The 23,989-nt window shown below is 44.0% G+C and carries 15 protein-coding genes and 1 pseudogene; 7 read left to right on the top strand and 9 right to left on the bottom strand.

Going from position 1 to position 23,989, the window contains the following annotated elements; translation table 11 throughout:
• Positions 1 to 227: 227 nt before the first annotated feature.
• The 5 genes and pseudogenes from P150_RS0114930 to P150_RS0114955 form a co-directional block, all read right to left on the bottom strand.
• A pseudogene (locus P150_RS0114930) lies at positions 228 to 4,136 on the bottom strand (DNA methylase); the annotation flags it as partial.
• Positions 4,123 to 4,554 (bottom strand): DUF1896 family protein, encoded by a 432-nt coding sequence (locus tag P150_RS0114935; RefSeq protein ID WP_028898402.1) that lies wholly within the window; start codon positions 4,552 to 4,554, stop codon positions 4,123 to 4,125. The pseudogene P150_RS0114930 and the gene P150_RS0114935, both read right to left, overlap by 14 nt.
• Positions 4,555 to 4,848: 294 nt before the next feature.
• Positions 4,849 to 6,978 carry a type IA DNA topoisomerase gene (locus P150_RS0114945; RefSeq protein WP_028898404.1) on the bottom strand — a complete coding sequence of 710 codons (2,130 nt, stop codon included), beginning with the start codon at positions 6,976 to 6,978 and terminating at the stop codon, positions 4,849 to 4,851.
• A 33-nt stretch (positions 6,979 to 7,011) separates the two neighbouring features.
• Positions 7,012 to 8,412 carry a DUF3945 domain-containing protein gene (locus P150_RS0114950; protein ID WP_028898405.1) on the bottom strand — a complete coding sequence of 467 codons (1,401 nt, stop codon included), beginning with the start codon at positions 8,410 to 8,412 and terminating at the stop codon, positions 7,012 to 7,014.
• 191 nt (positions 8,413 to 8,603) lie between these two features.
• Complete coding sequence (locus P150_RS0114955; protein WP_028898406.1) at positions 8,604 to 9,515, bottom strand: AraC family transcriptional regulator; 912 nt, start codon at positions 9,513 to 9,515, stop codon at positions 8,604 to 8,606.
• A 199-nt stretch (positions 9,516 to 9,714) separates the two neighbouring features.
• On the opposite strand from P150_RS0114955, the gene P150_RS0114960 reads away from it, so the two are divergent.
• From P150_RS0114960 to P150_RS0114990, 7 genes are all read left to right on the top strand, one after another.
• Entirely contained in the window at positions 9,715 to 11,058 is a 1,344-nt protein-coding gene (locus tag P150_RS0114960) for an MATE family efflux transporter (protein ID WP_036932248.1), read from the top strand.
• Positions 11,051 to 13,405, top strand: coding sequence for a TonB-dependent receptor (locus P150_RS0114965; RefSeq protein ID WP_028898408.1), 2,355 nt, complete (start codon positions 11,051 to 11,053; stop codon positions 13,403 to 13,405). Before P150_RS0114960 ends, P150_RS0114965 begins: the two co-directional genes overlap by 8 nt.
• 9 nt (positions 13,406 to 13,414) lie before the next feature.
• Positions 13,415 to 14,290: an ABC transporter ATP-binding protein gene (locus tag P150_RS0114970; protein ID WP_028898409.1), complete on the top strand. Its 876-nt coding sequence runs from the start codon at positions 13,415 to 13,417 to the stop codon at positions 14,288 to 14,290.
• A 10-nt stretch (positions 14,291 to 14,300) separates the two neighbouring features.
• Positions 14,301 to 17,552, top strand: a complete 3,252-nt coding sequence (locus P150_RS0114975) for an ABC transporter permease (RefSeq protein ID WP_028898410.1) — start codon at positions 14,301 to 14,303, stop codon at positions 17,550 to 17,552.
• A gap of 84 nt (positions 17,553 to 17,636) precedes the next feature.
• Positions 17,637 to 17,885, top strand: coding sequence for a ribosome biogenesis protein (locus P150_RS17270; RefSeq protein ID WP_081819346.1), 249 nt, complete (start codon positions 17,637 to 17,639; stop codon positions 17,883 to 17,885).
• Positions 17,886 to 17,907: 22 nt separating this feature from the next.
• A complete protein-coding gene (locus P150_RS0114980) occupies positions 17,908 to 18,234 on the top strand; it encodes an RteC domain-containing protein (protein WP_028898411.1) in 327 nt (108 codons plus the stop codon).
• A gap of 191 nt (positions 18,235 to 18,425) precedes the next feature.
• Positions 18,426 to 19,388, top strand: coding sequence for an Abi family protein (locus P150_RS0114990; protein WP_028898412.1), 963 nt, complete (start codon positions 18,426 to 18,428; stop codon positions 19,386 to 19,388).
• A gap of 307 nt (positions 19,389 to 19,695) precedes the next feature.
• Here P150_RS0114990 and P150_RS0114995 read toward each other — a convergent pair whose 3' ends face one another.
• From P150_RS0114995 to mobA, 4 genes are all read right to left on the bottom strand, one after another.
• The gene (locus P150_RS0114995) at positions 19,696 to 20,142 is read right to left on the bottom strand and encodes a hypothetical protein (protein WP_028898413.1); all 447 of its coding nucleotides are present in this window, start codon (positions 20,140 to 20,142) and stop codon (positions 19,696 to 19,698) included.
• Positions 20,143 to 20,214: 72 nt separating this feature from the next.
• Positions 20,215 to 22,230 carry a conjugal transfer protein MobC gene (gene mobC / locus P150_RS0115000; RefSeq protein ID WP_028898414.1) on the bottom strand — a complete coding sequence of 672 codons (2,016 nt, stop codon included), beginning with the start codon at positions 22,228 to 22,230 and terminating at the stop codon, positions 20,215 to 20,217.
• A gap of 15 nt (positions 22,231 to 22,245) precedes the next feature.
• Positions 22,246 to 23,478 (bottom strand): conjugal transfer protein MobB, encoded by a 1,233-nt coding sequence (gene mobB, locus P150_RS0115005; RefSeq protein WP_028898415.1) that lies wholly within the window; start codon positions 23,476 to 23,478, stop codon positions 22,246 to 22,248.
• Entirely contained in the window at positions 23,463 to 23,876 is a 414-nt protein-coding gene (mobA, locus tag P150_RS0115010) for a conjugal transfer protein MobA (RefSeq protein ID WP_353745160.1), read from the bottom strand. Before mobA ends, mobB begins: the two co-directional genes overlap by 16 nt.
• Positions 23,877 to 23,989: the final 113 nt, after the last annotated feature.

Raw genomic sequence — 23,989 nt, forward strand, 5'->3', positions numbered from 1 at the left:
CTTCATGTATTTACAATTTATTAACCGTTTAATAAAAAGAAATATGATGCACTAGAGCTATTTCTATGCTAAAAATAGTACCTTTGCTATGTTAAGTTAAGTGTTCTTTGAGGCAATGCAGAATAAAGAGCAGGAAATAAACTCGCTCGTTTCCAACTCGTAACCCTTTTACCCTTTATTCATTCTTATTTTATTGGTTATCTGAAAGATACAGATTTCTTGAATCTTTTCCTCGCCATATCTGTGGCAATGAGCATCTTGGCTTTCTCCTCCCGTTCGGAAAGTTTCTCTCGTCCCAATAATTCCGCATTACCCGTCTTGGCAAACTCCACCAACTTGGCGATGAACTCTTCCTGTTCGGGAGTGGGCGGTATATTGTGCATAATCTCATTCTTTTCGGGGCGGTCAATACCGATGTCCTTTGCCGTACGATAGTCCGTTATCTGGGCATAGAACGCCGCCAATTCCGGCACTTTGATGAAATAGCGGAAACGCTCCTTCTGCACGATTTCATTGGTGACAGAGAATTCATAGTCCACCGACTTCTTGGCGAAGATGGCAGCCCACGCATCAAAGGTCTTGATGTTCTGTGCTTCTAGGGCTTGGGGACGCAGGTACTTGAACAGCAGGTACAACTCCGTGAGTGAGTTACTGATGGTCGTACCCGAAAGGAAAGTGGCTCCCAAGTCTTTCCCCGTCCGCTCCTGAATGGTTCGGATAGCAAAGAGCATATTCAAGGCTCTTTGGCTGCCATCGCTGTTGCCCAATCCTGCCACACGGTCGTGGCGGGTGTTGAACATCAGATTCTTGAACGTATGCGACTCGTCCACGAAAAGGTGGTCTATACCCATTGTCTTGAAATCCACTATATCGTCCTTGCGGTTCTCTATCTTGAACTTGATTTCGTCCAGTTTTGCCCGTAAGTTCATCTGCCGCTTGACAAGCCCTTTCTCCATCGCACGGGAGATGCTGCGTCCTTGCTGACGCAATACTTCCAAGTTCTCTTCCACGCTGTCCAGCTCGTCCTGAAGGATTTTCTGCTGTATCTCGTCCGACTGCGGTATCATACCGAACTGGTCGTGCGTGAGGACAATGCAGTCCCAGTTGTTGTTCTTGATGTCGTGGAAAATCCGCTGCCGCTTGTCGGGCGTAAAATCGTTCTTGCCCGGATAGAGCAACTTGGCATTCGGGTAAGCCGTTTGGAAAGTCTGTGCTATCTCCTGCACGTTGGCTTTGAGAGCAAGTATCATCGGCTTGTTTGCCAAGCCGAGCCGCTTCATCTCATAAGCAGCGGTGCACATGATAAGCGTCTTTCCGGCTCCCACCTGATGATCGCAAATTCCCCCTCCGTTGAGCTTCAACATCCACACGGCGTCTTTCTGGCTGTCGTACAGGCTTTCGATGCCCAAGCCTTTCAGATTGAGGTCGGGGAATGTCTGGTGAGAGCCGTCGTATTGGGGACGGACAAAGCAATTAAAGGTGTCATTGTAGAGTTTCTCCAACCGCTGCTTGAACTCATCGCTCTGCTCGTTCAGCCAATCGGTGAATCCGTTTCGTATCTCGTCGATTTTAGCATTCGCCATCTGTATGGCTTCGGTGTCCCGTACCTTGACCTCCTTGTCACCGACCATGATTTTCTTGGTGATGTCGGGCGTCGTATTCAGCAGGGCGTGCTTCATCAGGGCAATGCCGTCGTAGCGACGATGCTGTCCCCGTACACAGAACCTGTCCCAGATATTGGCATTGTGCATCCGTGCTTCCACGGAGTATTCGTCCGCACTTGAATTGTAGCGTATCGTCACCTCCGTGTCGAAGAGGTGCGAGGCATAGTCTGAGTAGAGATTTACGGGAATCCATCGTTCCCCGAAATTGAAATCCAAGTCCACAAAAGGAATCGGTTCGGGGATGGCATCTTGCAGTGCCTGCAAGGAGGCTTGCGCCCTTGTGTCCTCCGGGTGCTCCAAGAGATATTGTCCGATACGCTCCGAAGCGGCAACCACATTGCCCGATATGAATTTCTCGGCAATTTCATATTCTCCCTCCATGGGATTGTAGTAAATCTTTCCGTGTAACTCGGAGAGCATTTCTTCCTCGGAGGTGTCGGGGAGCAAAGAGAGCATATACTCGGTGTCCACCGATCCGAATTTGTTGAGTGAAGCTGAGAGAGCCTCTTGGGCATTGCTCACCTCTGTCACCTCGTGCAGGCTGAACGAAACGGGCTGACGGAAAATGTCGGCTTTGAGCGTCTCTTTATCCACCTTCCGTTCCAAGAAAAGAATCTCCCTGCCACCGGCATCCATCAGGATCTGCTCGTGATTCTTGCGGTCGTTCAAATGTCCGTACAGCCGCACGAAACGGTCGTACAGTTCATTGAGGTTCTGTCGCAGGGATTCATTCGCCACCTTACGTTCTGCTTCATAATCATAGAGCGCGTGGTAAGCATCCCGCAGGTCTATGTAGAGCAACATTTTCTGTCGCTCTTGGGACGGGAGGTCTATGGGCTGGAACATTCGGTTGTCTTCCATATCGAGGACAAGCATTCCGACCTGAAAGTCCGAAGCCAGCAAAGAACCCTCTCTGAGATGTTCGTGCCATACTCCCTCATAGGGACGTTGCTGCATCCCTTTCTCCTTGTCCTGCTGCCACCATAGCTCGTTCGTGTCTTTCAGTCCGTGTGCCGTCTCACCGCTTTGGGAAGCCTCGGAAAAGATGGAGGGTGAAGCGACAGGCTTCGGTTTTATGGCAGCTTTTCGTTTGGACTTTTCCTCCGGGATAACATTGCCGAAAAGGTCGAGCAGTTGTACCTGTGGCGTGACACTGCTTCGGGGTTGCTCCGTCGGCTGTTCATCTCTCGGTTGCACCACCTCTTTGTGTGGTTGCTCCTCTGTCGAAGCGGCTAGCGTAAGCGTAGGCTCTTCCTGCTTGACTTCGGGAGGAACGGCAACGGCAACTTTGGGCTGCTCCTGAATGGAGATATGCTTTTGGTACAATGCCTCGTCCAAGCGTTTGGCTAAATCTGCCCGCAGGATTTTACCCATATCGGTGGCGATGCCTTCCGCTCCGCCCTCGTGATGGAACAGAATGGCAGGCTTGCCGTAAGGGTCGGTATCCTGCTTCCACTCGGTGTGCACGATTTGCGACATGCTTCGCAGATAGGTGTTGAACAGCACTCCACTGGGGCGTTTCTCGCTCTTGATGAAACGCTGTTCCTCTTCGGTCAGACTTGTCTTTTCGCTCTGCTTTTGCAGGACGATAAGGTCACTACCCACTTCCGTTCCCGCATTCTCTGAGAAGAGATTGTTGGGCAGACGAACTGCCGAAATAAGGCGGGTATGGCTCATCAGCCACTCCCGTACAGACTCGTTCGTCGGGGCGTTCATAACTCCTTGCGAGGTGATGAATGCCAGCACACCACCCTCACGGAGCATATCTACCCCCTTGACGAAAAAGTAATTGTGCAGGGACGTGCGGGCGACCTTTCGGGCTGGTTCGTCCGTCTTGCTGAAAACAGGGTCGAAGACGGCTACATCTCCGAAAGGGATGTTGCTGCTGACCACATCGAAGGAACCGTTGAGCTTGGATTCGATTTCCTCGAAGCCCCGGATGCGTATCTTGTCTTCGGGATGCAGGGCGGAGAGCATCTGTCCCGTAAGGATGTCTTTCTCAAAACCGAAGGTCGTATGCCCTTCGGCTGCAATGCCGTCAAAAGAGCGGATGAACTCGCCCATCCCCGCCGAGGGGTCAAGGATTCGCTTGGGGACGATGCCTGCCTCCTGTAAGGAAGCGGCAATCTCCCGCACTACGGGCGCAGGAGTATAGAAAGCGGTCATCACGGAGTTCTTCAGACTCTGCATATAGCTTCTGTATTGCGACTCTGATGCGGTGTTGTCCCGAATGGTGCGATGCAGCTCCATCACCAAGGGGAATAGCTCCAACTCCGACTTGTTCCATCGGGCGATGTCCTCCATCGTGTTTGCAGGAGAAAGGATACACTTCAAAGCCCCGAAGCCCGTATAGGCTTCCAATATCGTACGCTCTTCAGGTGTTGCCGTGCGCTGTTCCCGATGCAGGGCAAAGACCGTCTTGATGGCTTCTATGTTTGCCCTTAGATGTTCCTTCTTGTTATAGCTTGCCATCTTCTTCGAGTTTTAGTTGAACAAAACCCGTAATCTCCGTATAGAGGGAGTTGTATTCGGGCATATAGGCGAACTCGTCCGAAATAGGATACTTGGCGAAGATGCTTTCTAAGAGTGGGCGCAGACGGATGGCGGTCTCCCTGACCGCTTCAAGCGGCACTTCGGCAGAGAACTCATTCCAAAGAACGGAAGAGATGGTATCGTGGCGGGAAAAGTGCAAACCCGCATAGAGCGTCTTATTGGCAATGCCGATACATTCGGCTATGGAAATTCCGTTGTCAAAGGCTTCGGCATAGGCTTGCGAGGCGGTTTCGGCACGCTCCTTGACGAAAGGAATGTCGTCCGCCAGCTCGGGGTGGCTCTCCCTGAGAAACGAGAGCAGGGAAAGCTCGTAGTATGAAAAATGAATGACTGTCATATCTGTGATTTTAGTGAATGTTATGGATTGCCCTGAAAAACTAATTAGTAATGAAAGCTCATTAGCTTTCAGTCAGTTGCTCGGTATCTTTTCGGAGATTGCTCGGCATCTTTTGGATGACCGATTATCGGCTCTGAAAAGCCATCTCCAAAGAAAGCTCCTTTTGAGGCATAACCCTATAATGCAAAGGCACTCGACGTCCCCGCCGAGTGCCACCACTAAAATCCGCAGTAAAAACAAGATGATTGTTTATGACCGCATCATTCAGTGGCAAAATTAGCAATTTACGGGGATTTATCTTCGGGATTTGCCCGGTTTCTTGCGTTCGGGGAAGACAAAGACCGTCTTGAACTCTCCGTCCAAGGAGAGCGAAGCCTCGAAGCTCTTGCCCGATTTGGAGGTAAAGCCCTTGATGATTCCTGTCTCCCCGTTCACCGCCAATTGCGTCAGCTGCTCGTCCGTGAGGCTCTTGCCTGCCACGCTGCGGAAAAGGGTCAGACCGCAATCGGCATCCGAGCATTTGGCACATCGGGGATAGAAGACCAATGACCCTTTGCCGCATTTGGGGCAATGGATGTCGCTCTGTTTCTTTGGAAAGAGGATTTTGGAGGAGAGGAGTTCGTCGGTAATCTGTGTGGCATAGCTTTCGATGCCCTTGCGGAAATTCCGCTCTTTCAATTCTCCCCGTTCGATTTTCGCCAAGTCCGCTTCCCACTGTCCGGTCATCTCCGCATTGCCGATTTTCATCTCCTTGACGATGGAATAGACGGCAAGTCCTTTCTCCGTGGGAACGAGCGACTTCTTTTGGCGCACCATGTACTCGCGTGCAAAGAGGGTTTCGATGATGGCGGCACGGGTAGCAGGCGTGCCGATGCCGCACTCTTTGAGCTGCACACGCAGTTCTTCGTTCTCCAATTCCTTGCCTGCCGTCTCCATAGCAGCCAACAGCGAACTTTCCGTGTGCAGGGGCTTGGGCTTGGTCGTTCCCTGTGCCAAGGAACAGGCGCAGAGCGGAAGTTGCTCGCCTTCCTCCCATTGAGGGATGATGATGCCTTCTCCATTCTCCCGGCTTTCCCGTTCTTCGGCTTCCGCCTGCTCCTTGTCTTTTTTCCTGTTGTTTTTGAGGACGGCACGCCAGCCCTCTTCCTTGATGATTTCACCTTTAAGGATAAACTTCACATCCTCGCAGGCGGCAGTAACCGTACTGACATCCTTCACGCAACGGGCGGAGAAGGCTTCGAGCATGCGTCCGGCTATCATATCGTAAATGACCGCTTCCTCTCCGAACATGTCTATCGGCTTCTTGCCCGTAATGAGCAGGGCGTGATGGTCGGTTACTTTCTTGCCGTCCACCGAATGCGCATTGAGTTCGGTCAGTTGGCGGGCATAGACACCCCAGACGGGATGGTCGTGCAAAAAGGCTATCAAGGTGGGAATTTCAGCAAAGACATCTTCGGGAATATGACGGCTACCCGTGCGTGGATAGGTAATGTATGCCTTCTCGTAGAGTTTCTGTGCCAAGGAAAGGGTTTGTTCCGCCGAATAGCCGAACCGGCTGTTCGCTTCTTTCTGCAAGGTGGTCAAGTCATACAGAAGCGGTGGTTCCTGTTTGGTCTCCTTGCGCACAACTGTCTCTACAGTGGCATAAGGAGCCTGTTTGAGTTTCTCATACAGGGCAGTGGCTTCCGCCTTATCGAACCAACGGTCGGCGGAGCAGAAACGGAAGCTCTCATCGCCTTCCTTTACGGCAAGGCTGAGCTGCCAGAATGACTGTGGCTCGAACTTCTTGTTCTCCAAGAAACGGGAGCAGACCATACAGAGAGTCGGAGTCTGTACCCTGCCCAAGGAGTAAGTGCCTCGCCCTGCCGCTATGGATATGGCTTGGGTGGCATTGATGCCGACCAGCCAGTCAGCTTCGCTGCGGGCACGGGCGGCATAGTAAAGATTGTCGTACTCGGCTCCGCTTTTGAGATTGGCAAGCCCTTCCCGAATGGCTTTGTCAGTAAGTGAACTGATCCATAGTCGCTCAAAAGACTTGGCGATGCCGAGATATTCGTAGATAAAGCGGAATATGAGCTCACCTTCCCTTCCGGCATCGGTGGCTACGATAATGCCCTCGCATGCTCGGAAGAGTTTTTCGATGACTTTCAATTGGGCAACGGCACTCGGGTCTGCCTTGTAGCCTTTACCGTTCCTGACTTGGCGGGGAACAAGGGTAAAGACGGGAGGGAGAATAGGCAGGTTTCCTTTGTGGAAACCCTTGATGCCGTAGGCTTCAGGCATGGCCGCCGTTATCAGGTGTCCCAATGCCCATGTGACGGTGTAGTTACTGCCTTCTATATAGCCCTCTTTTCTGTTCGTTGCCCGGACGACACGGGCAATCTCACGGGCTACGCTCGGTTTTTCTGCTATGATGACTTTCATACGATTTTACTTTTGGATGTTAGTGGTGACGGATTACATTTTCATTCCCTTGGAACGCTTCTGTTCCTGCTTCTCTTCTTTCTGCTCTGCGGTGGGCTGTGTCTGTCCTTCTTTCAGAGGCTCTTTCACATGCTTCGTCGCTTCGTTGGTCTTGCCTTCGGAATTGACGGCGACCTGCGTGCGGGAAGCGTTGTCGGGAACGACTTCTTTGGCTTGGGATTTGTCGGGATTCCATTTGAAGAAATCGAATTTGTCCTTCTCGAAGTTGGCTCGGACGTATGCGTTGAACGGTTGTCCCAGCTTGTCTTTCAAGCCTTCCATATAGACCGTTCCGCCTTCCTTGAGCTTGGCTTGCTCTTCCGGTGAGACCTCCCTTCCCAACAACTTCTTGGGGATGCGGACTCCTTGTTTCTTCTCTTGATTTTCTGTTTTACGGCTTTCCTGCTGCTGTCCTTGGCTTTGTTTGGGCGAGCCGAAACGAAATTCAATCGCCCGCTTGTCGGCATTGAACTGGAGGTTGGCGTTGAAACTCTTCCCCGTCTTGGCGGTCATTCCCTCCACATAGATACTCTTACCTTCCGAAAGTTCCTCCTTCTGCTCTTCGCCCAGTTTTACGCCCTTGATTTCATCGGGGATGCGAACTTTATCGGCACTCAAAGCGATGATGTCGTTGGTCAGGCGGTCAATGCTCACGAAACTGCGGGTGGGTTTATCGTTATTGGGGAAAGTCAGTTCCACGGTACGTCCAAGATTGCCCGTTTCTTTCAGGGCTTTCTTGTCTTCATCGGTGAACGTGTACCCGAAGAACTCCCGCTCCAACTGCGGCTCCTTGCGGATGGCATGGACAACGGGGATAAATCTGCCGTCCTCTGTCTCACGCAATGAAAGACGTGCGTCCGTATGGAGGGCTACGTCTCCGATTTTTACGCTGATGGGAACAAGGTGGGGCGATTTCCGGTATTTGAGCATGGCTTCGAGTTCCTTGCCCTTTTCAAGGCTCTCACGGCTCACGCCCATTTTGGAGAACTGCTCCCAGTCAATCTTCTCGGGGTCTATTTCCTGAAAGGTCTGTTTCTGCTCTCCTGCATAGTCCGAAGGATTGACACGGGCGGAGTCCAGCATCTCCTTATTGGAGGGAACATCCGGTGCTTTGAGCATCTCGGAGAGAACCCGTGCGCCGGCGACGACACCCTCGAAGGGGACTTTGAAGAAGTGGAATTGTGTGGGGTTCTTGAACTGCCGCATGAAGTTGGATATGAAATTCTCTAAGGCATTGCTGTGCTTGTCGAACTTCAGGAAACTCTGCTCATGTTCGGCGGTGGGCGGTACTGTCTTCAGTCCGCCTTTCTCGTCCGTCCCTGCGACGGCTTTGAGATTCTCGTCCTTGGGATCTTTCACCAAAAGGACTTCTTGGTCTTTGATTTTTTCGTCCATATTACAATGTATTTAATGACACCAACAGCGGTGCATGGGCAAAGGTAAATCAAAGAAACAGTGCATGTTAGCATCCGGAAATAACTGCGTACTTGTGGCGTTGATATGGATGGAAGTGGCAAAAAGAGAGAGATATACAAGAAGCATATCTCTCACGAATAGAAAAATCTCTGTGTTACATAAAACTTACCCTATGTAAACATACTCGGCAATACTCCAAATCTTCTTTTGAATGCCAAAGAGAAATGATTGGGATGGCTATAACCTATTTTGTAGGAAATTTCTGTCAAAGATAAGCGTTTCTCTTCCAACAAGGCTATGGCCAGTTTCATTCTTTTATCGATAGCATAATCAAAAATCGTAGTTCCAAATAACTGTTTGAAACCGGTTTTTAGTTTGGTTTGGTTTATCCCAATCTCGCGTGCAAGGGCGGAAATAGATATTCTCCGGTTAATATTCTGGGAGATATAATCCCGGGCGTAATAAAGTCTGTCTATGTCGTTTCTTGACAGTTTTAAGATCTGATGATTATAAGTATCAAAAGATTGTAACTGAGCAAGATATAGTTCCATGACTTTACTCTCTAAAAATAGACTCATCATTGCTCCCGAATATGGTTGTCTGGTAATCTCGGATATGATACACATCATTGAAGGAGTTATATGTGGATTTTTACCAGCCCAGCAAAAGGAATCTTTCTCTATGCAATTTACCATATCGTTCAGTACGCGACTATCTTGTATAAAATGCTCATTAAAATACTGTCGGGAGAGAGAATATTCAAAAAATGAGTTATAACCTTTTCGGGATGGAATTATATGCAAATTGATAGAGGACAATTCTTTGAATGAGAAGAAACTGTGCTGTTCACCGCAAATGCTGAATTGGCGTTCAGTAATGGTTGATTCCGTATTGCCTGATATGCAGAAATGTGACAGAAAGTATTTGTTTTCTGGATTATTGGTGTCGGACGGATACTTCTGCATATACAATTCATCTGTCAGATGAAACGTTCCCCATACAACACTCATACCATCAGACTCCAAAAGCCTGATATTTGACATGGGAAAACGCTTGTCTCTATATGTTTGAAATGATGTCATATCACATATGCTTTATATAATAGTCTGCAAAGTTCGTCTTTTTATAAAGGTTACGCAATACCTATTTATTGTGATTTTTGCTATTTGAAACACTGAACAGCTATTTTCTTGGGCTTAACCGAATTCGTGGAAAATACTTCCATTTTCGTAGAAATACCTTCCTGTTAGCGAGATACCTTTGCAACAAAAAGTTGGTTCTATGGAAACTTTCAATATTCTTCGCGATGGAAATATGACAAAATCGCTCATCAAATTGGGAATGCCAGTTGTCGTAGCAATGCTCGTGATGGCAGTAAATAATGTTGTGGATACTTTCTGGGTAGCCCGATTGGGAACCTTGTCTGTAGCTGCTGTTTCCATCGCATTTCCGATATCATTATTTTTTACCGGAATAGGATTAACTTTCGGTATCGGTGGTGGAGCTTATATATCCCGATTACTGGGGGCCAAACAAGTGGATAAAGCAGGACAAGTGGCTTCCGTTTCCATTATAACGGCATTTCTTATGGGGCTGTTTACGGCATTATTCTTTTACCTGTTTCTCCCTAAGATATTAATCTTTATGGGAGCAAATAATGCAACCAAGTCATTGGCGACAAGTTATAGTAAGTTGTTTATCGTCAGTTGTGTTATAGGTACCATAAATGTATCCTCCGGCAATATTGTGGTTTCTCAAGGAGCTTCTAAGATTTCTGGGATGGCAATGGTATTTGGTGCCGTCGTCAATATGTTATTGGATCCTATTTTCATTTATACATTGCATGGAGGGGTAGAAGGAGCGGCTTGGGCAACTATTATCGCACAACTCTTGACAACTCTCATCTATGTGCTTTATTTCCGGAAATCTCCTGTCAAAGTTTCTCTGACACGATTTAATCCAACCTTACAAATATATGGTGAAGTAATTAAGATAGGAATATCTATGCTCCTATTACAGTTTCTTCAAAGTTTATCCATCAGTTTATTGCAAAATGCAGCTGTGCGATATGGAAGTGAGGCTGTAGCCGCCATCGGTATTGTATTAAAAATTGTAACACTTGGAACAAATGTTGTCTTTGGCTTTGTAAAAGGACTCCAACCTATTGCTGGTTACAATTATGGAGCAAAAAACTATGGCAGAGTTCGGGAATCGATACGTTGCTCCCTCATTCTTACGACCTCATTTTGTATAGTATGGAGCCTTGTTATTCTCTCGTTTACTGAATCCATCATCGCTTGTTTCGGAGATGATCAAGGGGTGAAAACTATTGCAGAGGAAGCGTTACGAGCCAACACGATTCTGTTTTTTACCTTCGGATTTCAGTTTGTCTATTCTACGCTTTACACGGCTATGGGAAAGGCAAAGCAAACTCTTTTACTGAACATCAGTCGACAAGGTGTTTTTTTTATTCCTGCCATCTTGTTTCTTCCTTCTTACTTCGGACTTGGAGGTGTACTTTACACACAAGCTGTAGCGGATATTCTTACAACCTTATTAACCTTGTTTTTTGCACTGAATATACATAGGAAATTAAAACAAATAAATAAAACGAAATATGAATAAAGCTATTTTGTCAGCGATAATGCTGTTGTTTTTCTTTTTGTCAGCAAATGCACAGACAAAAACGACTTTTTACGGAGTGGTTAAAAATCCCGACAAGGAGAAAGTGCCGTATGCCTTGTTAAGCATTCCCGAATTAGGCCTCTCTTCTGCTTGTAATGAAAAAGGAGAATTTTCCATTCTTGTTCCACAGGGGAAATATGAGTTTGTTGTGTCTTCTGTTGGTTATGAAACTTCCAAAGAATGGATTTTGATAGAAGCCACCACCAAACAGAGGCATGATTTCATATGCAAAGATAAATTTATTGAATTGGAATCCGTAATCGTTCAAGCAAGGAAGCATAGTGAAGACATGCAGAAAGTTCCAATTTCTATTACAGGATTGTCTTCCAGATTTCTAAAAGATGTTGGTTTACAAAGTGTAAACGACTTGCCTTTTTACGTTCCCAATCTTAATCAGTTAGCCAGTGGTAGCTACACGCTATTCGTAATTAGAGGCATTAACTCCATATCTATAACAGATCCCGCAGTAGGTGTATATGTAGATGGCATTCCATACAATGGATATGCCTTAAATAGCGAGATGTTTGACGCTAAAAAAATCGAGATTTTAAGAGGTCCCCAAGGAACTCTCTTTGGACGTAACACAATGGGAGGAGTCATTAACATTGAGACAAAATCTCCAACCAATGAAATAAATGGATACGCAGAAGCCAACATCGGAAGTTTTGGCTTGCAAAAATATGGACTTTCATTATCCTGTCCTATCCTTAAAGATCGTTTATACATAAAAGGAGGATTCGTGTATGATAAAATGAACGGGTATGGCGAAAATACAACGTTGCAAACAAAAACTTATGGGTATGAAAAGATACAAGGGAATTTCTGTATGCTGTATAAAATATCCCCTTCATGGATTGCAAATTTGCATGGAACTATCGAAAAAGACAGATTTCCAAATGCTTTCGCCTATGCTTTGAATCCAGAACAGGCATTTGCCAATCCGTATAAAGTTAAAATGAATAGACCTGCCGACTTCTGCCAGAATCAGCAATCTGCGACATTGGCGGTTAAACATAAAGGGAAATTCTTGAATTTTTCTTCTACAACAACATTCCAGCATCAGGATTTATTCTATTCTAAAGATGGTGATTCCGATTATACAGATGCTGATATGATGACATGGAATACATACAATGGAAAGAAACTGCCTTATTCCATCTTTTCACAAGAATTAAAATTGTCTTCTGCACAACAACAGAAAACAAAATGGCTTGTTGGTGCATTTATCTTCAGGGAAGATATGGAAGAAAACTATACTTATAAATATCATAAAGATTATGCGACCATAGATCCCAATGCTCCTTACGAGATGAGTACTATTTCCTCTAAACAAAATAATGGTTATGCGTTTTTTGGACAAATCTCTCATTCTCTGACAAATGCATTATCAGCGACGCTTGGAATAAGGTATGACCATGAACAAAGAGAACTTACAACAAGGAGTGAAATGGTAAAAGCCTCTAATCCTCCTCAAACGACATTACCCGAGACTTCGGTAAATGGCAAATATCACTCTTGGTCTCCCAAACTTTCTCTTGAATACAAGATAACCAATGATAAAATGCTATATGCTTCATATGCGAGAGGATTCCGTTCCGGAGGATTAAATGCCTATACTTCAAATCCAGAACATTTGAAATATAATCCCGAATATACAAATAATTATGAAGTTGGAATAAAGACACAATGGTGGAATAATCGATTAAGAGCAAATATGTCTCTTTTCTATATTGAATGGAAAGATCAAGTTGTTAGTGGCATAGATTCAAAAACAATGAGCTTTATCTATATAAACGCAGGCGAAGTTAAATCCAAAGGAATAGAGTATGAAATGACATTGTTACCTTTTTCGGGATTGCAGTTAGATTGGAATTTCGCTTATACAGATGCTGTTTACAAGAAACTGCCATTGTTTGATTTTGTCACACGAAAAACAGTTGATAAAAGTGGAAATACTCCTATACAAACTCCACGATTTTCGACGATGTTATCAGCACAATACAAGAGACCATTGACTATTCTCAGCACTCCCATATATGCTTTAATACGTATGGAATACAAGCATACAGGAAGCCAATATTTTAATTTGGCCAATAGCATTAAACAAGACAAATATGATGTGATAAATATTCGTATAGGAATGGAATGTACGAATTGTGGTATCTATTTATGGGGAAAGAATCTGACAAATAACAAACATCTAGTTTTTGCTCATCCTTTCGGTCCCTCTGTATGCAAACTGGATATGCCAAGAATTTTTGGATTGACTCTTATCGGGAAATTTTAAGACCTGCTTATGAATTTAGAAATACGTAATTTATCCAAGAAATACCGTAATGGTGTTGTTGCTTTAGCAGATGTCTCACTTTCTATTGAAAACGGGATGTTTGGTCTATTGGGAAAGAACGGCTCTGGCAAATCAACTTTGATGAGGACTATTGCTATGTTACAAGAGCCAGATAGCGGCAGTATTTATATCAATGGAGAGGATGTCTTATCCTCTCCATTGAAGATGAAAGAAGTACTTGGATATTTGCCGCAAGAGTTTGGGGTGTATCCAAATGTGAATGCAGAAGAGTTGTTGTCACATATTGCAACTCTTAAAGGCATATCTTCAAATGAGGACAGAAAAAGACAAATAACAGAGCTTCTTCATAAAGTAAATCTGTTTGATGTACGAAAAAAAAGAGTTGATAGCTATTCTGGTGGAATGAAACAACGTTTTGGTATAGCACAAGCCCTCTTGGGTAATCCCCAAATTATAATCGTTGATGAGCCAACCGCAGGATTGGATCCCGTTGAAAGGAATCGCTTTTATAACTTACTTGCTGAGATAGGTAAGGATATGATAGTAATACTTTCTACCCATATTGTGGAAGATGTTGAAACGTTATGTCAAAATATGGCTATTCTAAATAATGGTCATATTGTTTGTTCTGGAAAACCTTCCGATTTGACTCATAAACTTACAGGAAAATTGTGGGAAATTCCTTTTGAAGAATGCAATACAACAGGTCTCAAATCCCAATGTCTCCTCATAAATTCATATTATCGTTCTGGGAATAAGTTTTCCACTTACTTCTCCGAAAAAGACTTGCCTTATCCATTCAAACAGAAAATACCTTCGTTAGAAGATTTCTATTTCTATAAGTGTGCAATATCTCCATTCTAAAAACAGAAATATGGTAAAGGATATTATTTCGTATGAATTGAAAAGTAATCTGCCGAGCAAGAAAACTTTCATTCTTTTCTTGATACTTCTGTTTCAAGGTATTTGGTATGCAAAGGGGTTTTATGATATGTATCCCAATGTAGGAGTGTATATGAACTCATCTGCCATTTTTTACAAGAGTTTTGCAGGGATGGGAATGTTTCTTGTTATAATAATCGGAGTGTTTTCCGGAAATTTCCTGTTTAGAGAGATTGAAAACACTAGTGCCTCATGGTATTATGCTCTACCCATTAGTAATAAAGCATTTTTCATTGGTAGATTTATTTCTGCTTATATCTACAATCTTGTTATTTCTCTCGGACTAATTGCAGGGATGCTTTTGCTTCCTCTATCAGGTATAGGAAAAGAGTTTCAATTCGGAACAATTCCATTGTTACAGATTTTTCATGGTTTCCTAATTTTCGCACTTCCTAATATTCTTTTGCTCACAACCTTGGTTTTTGCATCTATTACCTATGCAAGAAAAGTGAGTGCAGGTTACTTGGCTGTGGCAATCATTACTATATTGTTCATGATTGCCAAAACCACGATGGAGAGCTCTGACATGAATTGGATACTGGCTATTCTCGATCCATTTGGAACTAATATCGTAGAATACATCAATCAAGGTATGACAACCATTGAGAAGAATATTGCTTTTCTTCCTTTGGATATTTATCTGATTGAAAATAGAGTCTTTTGGCTTTGTGTCACTTTCTTGTTATTAAACATCTCATATCGAAAATTTTCTTTTCAATGGTTTTTGAACAGAAATGATACTCAAAAGAAGCGAGAACGGAAAGTCTCATTATTTTGTGAGACAAATGAGAAACAGTTTTTTTCTCATCATCTACACATTGAGAAAAGTCTGAAATGGCATTTGAAGTCCGTCTTCAATCTCTCCAGAATTGAATATCTCATGACAATTCGTTCGTTAGGAGTAAGAATTGTATTGGGAGCAATTCTCATACTCATCCTATTAGAAAATCTTTTGTGGAACGAGTCTTATTATATCGGAGCAACAATTCCTATCACTTCTGTAATGACTTACTTCCGATTTGTGTTCGGAGTATTCATTATGATAGTACTTATGGCAATGGCTATAGAGTTGTTCTTTAGAGAACAGACTTGTGGTATGGGGTTAATTACAGACTCTCTGCCAACCCCTCAATGGGTTATACTATCTTCCCGACTATTCACGATGTTTGGAGCTGCCTTTACATTCTCTTTGAGTTTCTTTATTATATCTGTGTTAACTCAAGTATTGAAGGGAGGAGGTGCTTATTTTGATTTCTCCAAATACGTGAATGACATTTTGGGGTATCATTGGGGGTGGATCACTTTCATTCTTTGGATTGCATATGCTTTCTTTATTGTTACATTGACTCGAAAGCGTTTCTTTTCTCATGTTATTTGTATATCTAGCTTCCTTGCTATGATACTTATATTTGATCAAGGCATCGTAGAAGAAACACGTTTTGCCTATTCTATCGTTCCTGGGTTCAAGTCTTATTCGGAATTATATGGTTATGGGATCTGGGAAATTGCAGGCTATTGGTATATATTGATGTGGTTGTGTTTGGGAATGATTTTCATTCTCTTGGGAATAAGTATGCGTAACGCAGGAATGCTGAATAGAATAAGATTGAGGACTGTTATTAAGAAAAATCCCAAATTGTCCATGTCCGTGGCTTGTTTTATCATTCTGTTCTTTATGACGCATCTATACATTTACAAAGAGGTAAATATATCTGGCAATTTTGAAAGTACCGATCAGGTCTGTCTGAGAAAGGCCGATTATGAGAAGAAACATTTTTATCTTGACTGTAAAGCTCAATTACATTATCAATATATAGAGCTGAATATTGATTTCTTCCAATCGGAACGGAAGGCTGAATATTCTGCCGAGCTTTTTTTAATCAACAGAAACATTACTCCTATTGATACGATAAGTTTAAGTTTTCCAAAGTTTTGCCAAGTAGAAAGTTTGGAAAAAAATCATTTTCCATTAAAGGTGTTGTCTAAGGATACTTTACACAATCAGTATACTTATTTGTTACCCTCTTCTGTACAACAGGGGGAGACCGTAAGATTATCTCTGAAAGCAAATAAACAGTACAAAGGATTTACGCAAGACGGTGACGGTGGCGATCCTCAGTTAGATTTAGCATTTCAGGGATTATGGGGAAATGTTAAAGATTATTTGCCGACAATTGGTTTTAATATGAAGAATCGATTGGAAAAGAATCGTGAACGTAAAGAATATGGTCTTTCTATATTGAAGTCAAGAAAGGCTCCTATAATAAATAAAATATATCTTGCGAGAGATGCTTATATGTCTGATGCAGAGCTTGTTTTAGGAGTTATCCATGCAACAACGGATAAAGGGCAACGCCTCATTCTTCCCGGAAAAACATTATATGAGTATGAAAAGGGCAATAGGTTTTTTGTTGCATCAAAAATAGATACACCATGCCCTTTCAATTGGCATTTCGCAAGTGCTATGTACGACTACAATGCCAAGAGGAGTAAAGGTATAGAAACAAAAGTGTTTTTTGCACACAATCACCCATTTAATGTCAACTTTTACCAAAGTTCCCTTATCGCATGCATTGATTATACGACACATCTATTAGGAAGTTTCCCATATAAAGAAGTAAAACTCGTTGAAATACCATTCTTCAAAGAGCCTTTGTATGTTTATGGGAATACTATTGCCATCTCCGAAAAAGAAGGTTGGTATGCGGATATTTCTCATTCAGAAGAAAGACTCTACGTCTTACAAACCATTGCTTCTTCAGTTTTCAGACAGTGGATACAAGCCCATATAAGAATGGCAGATGTACAAGGGGCGGATATGCTTCAAACGGCAATACCTGAGGCATTAGGAATGGTCTTCATACAAAACAAAGAGGGGAAGAATGCGATAAAAATCCTCCATGAAAAGAAAATGAACTCTTATATCAGACATAAAAATAATGAACCCAATATTGAACCCCCATTACTGTATGCAGACGGAGCTGATTATTTAGCACAAAATAAAGGTGCTATAGCAATCTATAAAACAATAGAAGAAATCGGCATTCAGAAATTTGTTTCAACTATACACAAGATAGCTGATAAATCAAGACAAGAGAGAGTTTCGTTCCAAGATTTCTATGATGAAATTAAGCCGATGCTTAGCGATCAATTACGACACAGCATGTCGTCTGTCGAAAAGTGATAAAAAGTAGTTCGAAACATAGTAATAAAATATAAAAACTTATTTGAATTATCATCTCGTATAAATACATAAAGAATAACAAGTATGAAAAGATTAATTCAAACCTCGTTTTTTGAAGTGCTTTCTTCACAAGTCTCTACAGAGAGTCAAGTACGAATAGCAACAGAACGCTTATTAGAAGAAATTGTAGCACTAAGTATTTCGGAGCCCGATAGTGCTTCCTTGTTTCGGACTCTACATTACACTCGATTCCATTTGGGAGATGTGGCAGAAAAATCAGAAATAACAACCGAAATGGGGAAAAAATGTATTGGAGCTGCTCTTTGTCATTGACACAGAGCTGGAATTGTTGAAGATGCGAATACAGGGACTTCTTCCTGCTTTGCCCGTCAAACCAGTTCAGAAACTCCGTTGGACAGGCAAAGCAACAGATTTAGTTGAACTTCTTTATGCCCTTGATACTTGCGACTGTATCAATGATGGAGAAATAGGTGTTGAGGAGTTAGCAGATGCTCTCTCGGAGATCTTTGGAGTGGAAATCAAGAACTGCTACAACGTCTATATGAACATGAAACGCCGCAAAGATGACAGCCGCACCTATTTCCTTGATGAACTCCGTGAGAAACTCAATAAACGTATGGTGGAGAGCGACCTGAAAGGCGGCAAGTTCAAGAAGCGGTAAATCAATAGGAAGATATTCCGGTATTTCGGAGTATCTCCCTTCATTCATTCTTTGATAAGCACTTCCAACTTCTTGGCTATATCCTCGGATGTTGGAAGCAGTTCCTTGTATGCCATACTGAATTTTCTCTGCAATATTTATAAAAACGCATCAAAAATCCGTATCTTTGCATCCGTTTGAAATACAAGTATATGGAAATTTATAACAAACCTCCATTAACATATACTGAGCAGGTCGAACTGTTGAGTTCGAGAGGAATGGTCATTTCCGATAAGCAACGTACGGAAAGGCATCTTGCCAATATCAGTTACTATCGTCTCAGTGCCTATATGCTTCCATACAAGCAAAAGGAAAACGGAAAGATACTTGACTCTTTCCGAGAAGGTGTTACTTGGGATACGGTGTATAATCTGTATGTGTTTGACCGAAAGTTGCGTTTGTTGGTTTTTGATGCCATAGAACGGTTGGAAGTTGCCATACGTGCACAAATCATATACCAGCTTAGCCATAAATATGGTTCGCATTGGCAAGACAGACCGGAAATGTTCACTCCTCCCAAGATCATTACTTTGCGTGACGGGAGGACTGTTACAATGGATGTATATGGCGATATTCAAAAACATATCAAGGAACAGTTACACAACAACAAGGCAGAGGTTTTCATTCAGCATTACTGCAATAAATATGACACCCCCGTAAATCCGCCATCTTGGATGAGCGTTGAAGTCATGTATTTCAATCACCTTTCGCGTATCTGTACCGGACTGAGACACCGTGCCGATATAAACGGTATCGCCTCCTATTTTGTCCTGCCACCCAAGACGTTCTGTTCGTGGCTTCACACAATAAATTATGTACGCAATATATGCGCCCATCATGCAAGGCTTTGGAACAGGGACATGAACATCGTACCCGAAAAATTGGCTTTTTCCAAAAGCCTTGACTGGATAGACAGCCCGAACACGGTAAAAAGGAGTAAACTCTATTATTTCCTGTGTATGCTGAATTATATGTTGCAAACAGCAAATCCCACCTCCGCTTTCAAACATCGATTAAAAGATTTATTGACAGAATATCAAGAAGTTGTATCCCTTAATGCTATGGGATTTCAGCCGGGCTGGATGAATGAAAAAATGTGGAACGATAAAAAATAATCGATGAGAGTATTGATTGTTGGATAAAAAGTTGTATCTTTGCAGTGGTCTAAAATCAGACAGTTCTATAACTAAAAGATAATAAGCCTCTCAGGCGCGTCGAAAGACAGCATACTTGAGGGGCGTTCTTCATTTTATAAGGGAGCCGAAACGAAGAGAACACAAGGTGCAACAAATCAAAAGGGAGGTATTCCGAGTTCGGAGTAAATCTCCCTTGATTTATTTTCTGCGACTATTGGTTGCAGAAAATTTTCGAGTCCCTCAAAAGAAGATTAGAAAAAACTCCAACCGTTAGTTGGAGAATTTCCTATCGGAAAAGTGCCCTTATGAACTTATACGCTGTCCAAAGGACGACAAAAGGAGCCGTAAAGAAACCACCTATGAGGTAAAGCAGAAACTTGAATACGTAGTAGAAATTCCACTGTCCTGTCGTTCCTGCCGTCATCTTCCACGGCAGTACTTTGTTGATAAACACATACCCTGCCCAAAAAGCCATCAGAACGTATCCAGACATCCACTGCATGTCGGGCATTCGTTTGGTGGTCATAAAGTCGAGTTTATAGCCGATGACAAAGAATGCGGTGTATAGGATAAGGTAGTAGAGATTATCCCAGATGGCTCTGTCCTTTCTTTTCTGATAACAAGGAGAGCAAAGTATCGGCTGATACCTTGCTGCACATTCAGGACACAGCCCTTTTCCGCAATCGGAACATTGGGCGACTGCCGGTTCTTGGGTATGATTGAAACAATTCATAGTGTAATCGTTTAGCGTGTTCAAAAATACGATTTCCCACTCTCTTAATCAAATAAAAGGCATACCCATTTCTTATGATTTTTTGCTACTGAGTAGCTTGGAAAGTTCCGGGTCATCAGCAATCCGTTGCAACTCCCGTTCCACGATGTCCCGCACCTCCGTCTTTACATGGTCATAATTCGCCTTGATTTCCTGTTCCATCATATCCTCTCCGTTTTCATTCGTGAAGTCCGTCAGAACGGGTATCGGTCGGTAAGCGGCTGTTTCCTTTGCCACTTTCGCATTGTCCACCACAATCTCACAGTGGAATATCTTCTGCTCGATACGTTCGGAGAAGTTGTCGGCAACCGCTCCCACAAACATTCCCTGCGTGAGCGTGGAAATCTTGCTCTGCGGAATCAGGCTGTCCATCTGCGTGGAGATGGAGGTCGTCTTGTCGCTTCGGGTAATACTCATACTTTGCCTCTTTTGAAGCACTTTCCCGAAACGTTCCGATAAGGTTTTTGCCGTCTCGCCGACCACCTGACCTGAGAAAATGTTTCCGACGGTATTCATCACTACGGCTGCTTCCTTGTCTCCATAGTCACGCTTCAGCTGGGAGAAGTCCTGAAAGCCCAAGCATACCGCCACTTTATTGCTACGTGCGGTGGCTATCAGATTGTCAAGCCCTTTGAAGTATATGGTAGGCAGCTCATCTATCAGCACGGAACTTTTCAGCATCCCTTTCTTGTTTATCAGCTTGACGATACGCGAATTGTACAATCCCAATGCTGCCCCATAGATATTCTGCCTGTCGGGATTGTTCCCCACACAAAGGATTTTAGGCTCCTTGGGGTTATTGATGTCGAGCGTAAAATCATCTCCCGTCATAATCCAATAGAGTTGCGGACTGATCATCCTTGACAAGGGAATCTTGGCGGAAGCTATCTGTCCTTGCAACTGGTCAGCCGCCCCTCCGAGCCAAGCGTCCATAAAGGGAGAAAGGTAATTCTCCAATTCAGGGTAAGAGGTAAGTATCGGGAAAATGTCCTCGTACTTCCGACAGAGAAACTCAATGGCGTGCGGAAAGGTACAGTATTTTCCTCCCTCGAAGATGCGGAGATACCAGATGATGGCGGCAAAGAGGACGATGGGCGACTCCACGAAGAAATCTCCCTGCTTCTGTACCCACGTCTTGTTCAGGTTGAGCATAATCGTATAAGCCGATTCGTAGGCATCCGATATGTCGCTCATGAAATCGGGGTGTATCGGATTGCAACGATGCGACCGCCGAGGGTCGTCGAAGTTGATCACGTAAAACTTCGGCTTGACTTTATATCCTTCCGAGTGATGCAGCAAATGATTGTACACAATCGTGGAGAGGTCGGGATATTTGAAGTCGTAGCAGTAGATGGCAAATCCTTTTTCGATTTGCTGCTTGATGAAATTATTGATGATGGCATAGGACTTACCGCTGCCCGGCGTTCCTAAGACAGAGACAGCTCGGAAAGGATTGACCACGTTTATCCAGCCCCTGTTCCATTTCTTGCGGTAATAGAACCGGGTCGGCAGATTGACCGAGTACTCGTTTTCCAAAAGTCTTGTCTCCTGCATAAAGGATTCGTTCTCCTGATTGAAGACATCTTCCATCAGGTTGTTTTTGAGTAGTCGGCTCATGTAGAGTCCCGCCATCAGCAGACACACATACCCGACGGTCATCGTAAAGGCGTAGAGAGCCGCATTGGCTTCAATGGGCAACGGCAAGGCGAGTATCCACCAATTGAGGAAGAAAAAGACAAAGCCGATGCCCATGAATGCCCCTATTTTCGACCACGTGATATGCTCCTCTTTCACACCTTTCGTACCCAGACAGGAAAGCCCCATCAGTACCAGCGCAAAGAGCTTGGTGTAAAGCATATTGCCGAATAACCCCGCCGTGCGGTGGAAATTCATCAGTATCCTGTCCACCACACCGATGTTCAGACCCCATAATTTGATGGCTTCGTAACAATACCAATAGAGATGGGCAACCACCAATATAATACTTACGGCACGTAGAAAATCCATAATTTTCGCCAATGCCCTCAAATCGTCTTCTTGTTGTGACATAATCTTTCTGTTTTTTTAGAGTTTACGTTGTTTTCTTTTCTTACGCTGCATCCGTCTGCGGAACAGCTCTTCCTCCCAATCTGTACCATGGGTTTCCAAGGGCAAATCGAGCAAACCGCCCAAGACGGAATCTCCGTCCGAAGTCAGAGTTTGGGGAATACAGCCTTTCTCACTCTGCTGTATTGGAGCAGACAGTTCGGGATGCGGGCGGTCGAACCACTCGGCAACAGTGTTTGCCGAAAGTTCCTTGCCCAATCGCGATCCATTGACGACACAGCCGTTGTTGTGGTCTATGAAGGTGATGCCATAGAGCCGTCCCTGTTCGTTTTCACGGAAGAGTACGTCAACACCCTTGCGATGGAGATTTTCCCTGAAATCCTCTTTCGTAGCAGAACGTTTCAATGCTCCGGCTACGACCGCTTTGGTCTTGGGGGCAAGATGCTTTTCTTTCAGTTTCTCCTTTGAAGCCTTGAACCTATTTTGCAGGGCTTCATATCCGACAGCCTTCCCGAAAAGGGAAGCCTTGAAAGGATTACCCACCTTCTTACCTTTATCATCGGTAGCAAAATAGACCAATCCGTTATAGGGCTTTCCATACATTTCCCCCTTGACCTCTTCCACACATATATTATAGGTGGAGAGCAAAGCACGGTATTCCTTAAAACTCGGACAGTGGTAGAATTTCGCTGCGGGTTTGATGACTGAAGCCAGTTGCTTTTTAAGATTCTCTCCGTCGCCGTAGCAGACTTTTTTCAGGCGAAACACTTCTTTTACTTTCTGCATTTGGGCAGGAATCAAACCGTACTTCTGTTCCAGTTCTTTGAGAATACGGGTGCTGGTATAGAAATTATTGCGATCGTTAATCTTCTTTCCCCGTTCATCGACGGCTAAGGTGACAATATGCAGGTGATGCCTGTCTATGTCCTCGTGCTTATAAACGATAAAGGGTTGATTAGCGTAGCCCATCTTTTCGATATACTCTCGTGCGATGGCAGAGAACTGCTCATCGGTAAGGGTGTCATCGGGATGCGGATTCAAGGAGATGTGTATAACCGATTTTTTTGTGAGGACATGACTCGGCATATATGCCATAAAGTCCTGCATACAGGCAGATATATTGTGTATTCCATCAGCCGGAGAGAACACTTTGTTGGTCTCCAGAATCTTGGCAACGCCCTCGTTCACCTTCTCTCCATTGTACGCCAAAGCACCGTAAAGGGAACTGCCATAGTTTATCTTTGCGACCATTTCTCCTGAAATTCACGGGTAAGTTGTACGATTTCACCTCCGATAGCTGCCAATTCAAGAGTCAGTTTCTCCAGTTGGGCAAGCATAGCGTAGGCTTTTTTCTCGGTGAAATTGCTCTTTAAGGCGACCACAGCTTGGTTATAATTCACTCCCACGCTGCGAAATTGCCCGTACAAATTTGTCAGTTTTTGATAGTAATCAAGCAGCGAGCGATCTACTTTTATCACTCGGAAAGTCTCATCAAAGACCCTTGCCTTGATGAAAACCGCTCTGTTCGGTACGCCTGACTGCTCATAAAGCGTCAGGAAACGCGCAAACTCCGTGTCCGTAAACCGAACCATACAACAATGGTTGGCTTTCTCTTTTTTCAAGGGTCTCCCCACATGTCTCTTTGTCATTTTACTTTGGATTTTAATGGTTTGTATTTCTCTCTACGGGGACAGACGTGCAAAGCACAATGAAGTTCCTTTCGAGAGATTTCACGGTAAAGCCTACGTTTCAAGACATCGAA

Source organism: Prevotella sp. HUN102, from assembly GCF_000688375.1.
Taxonomy (GTDB): domain Bacteria; phylum Bacteroidota; class Bacteroidia; order Bacteroidales; family Bacteroidaceae; genus Prevotella.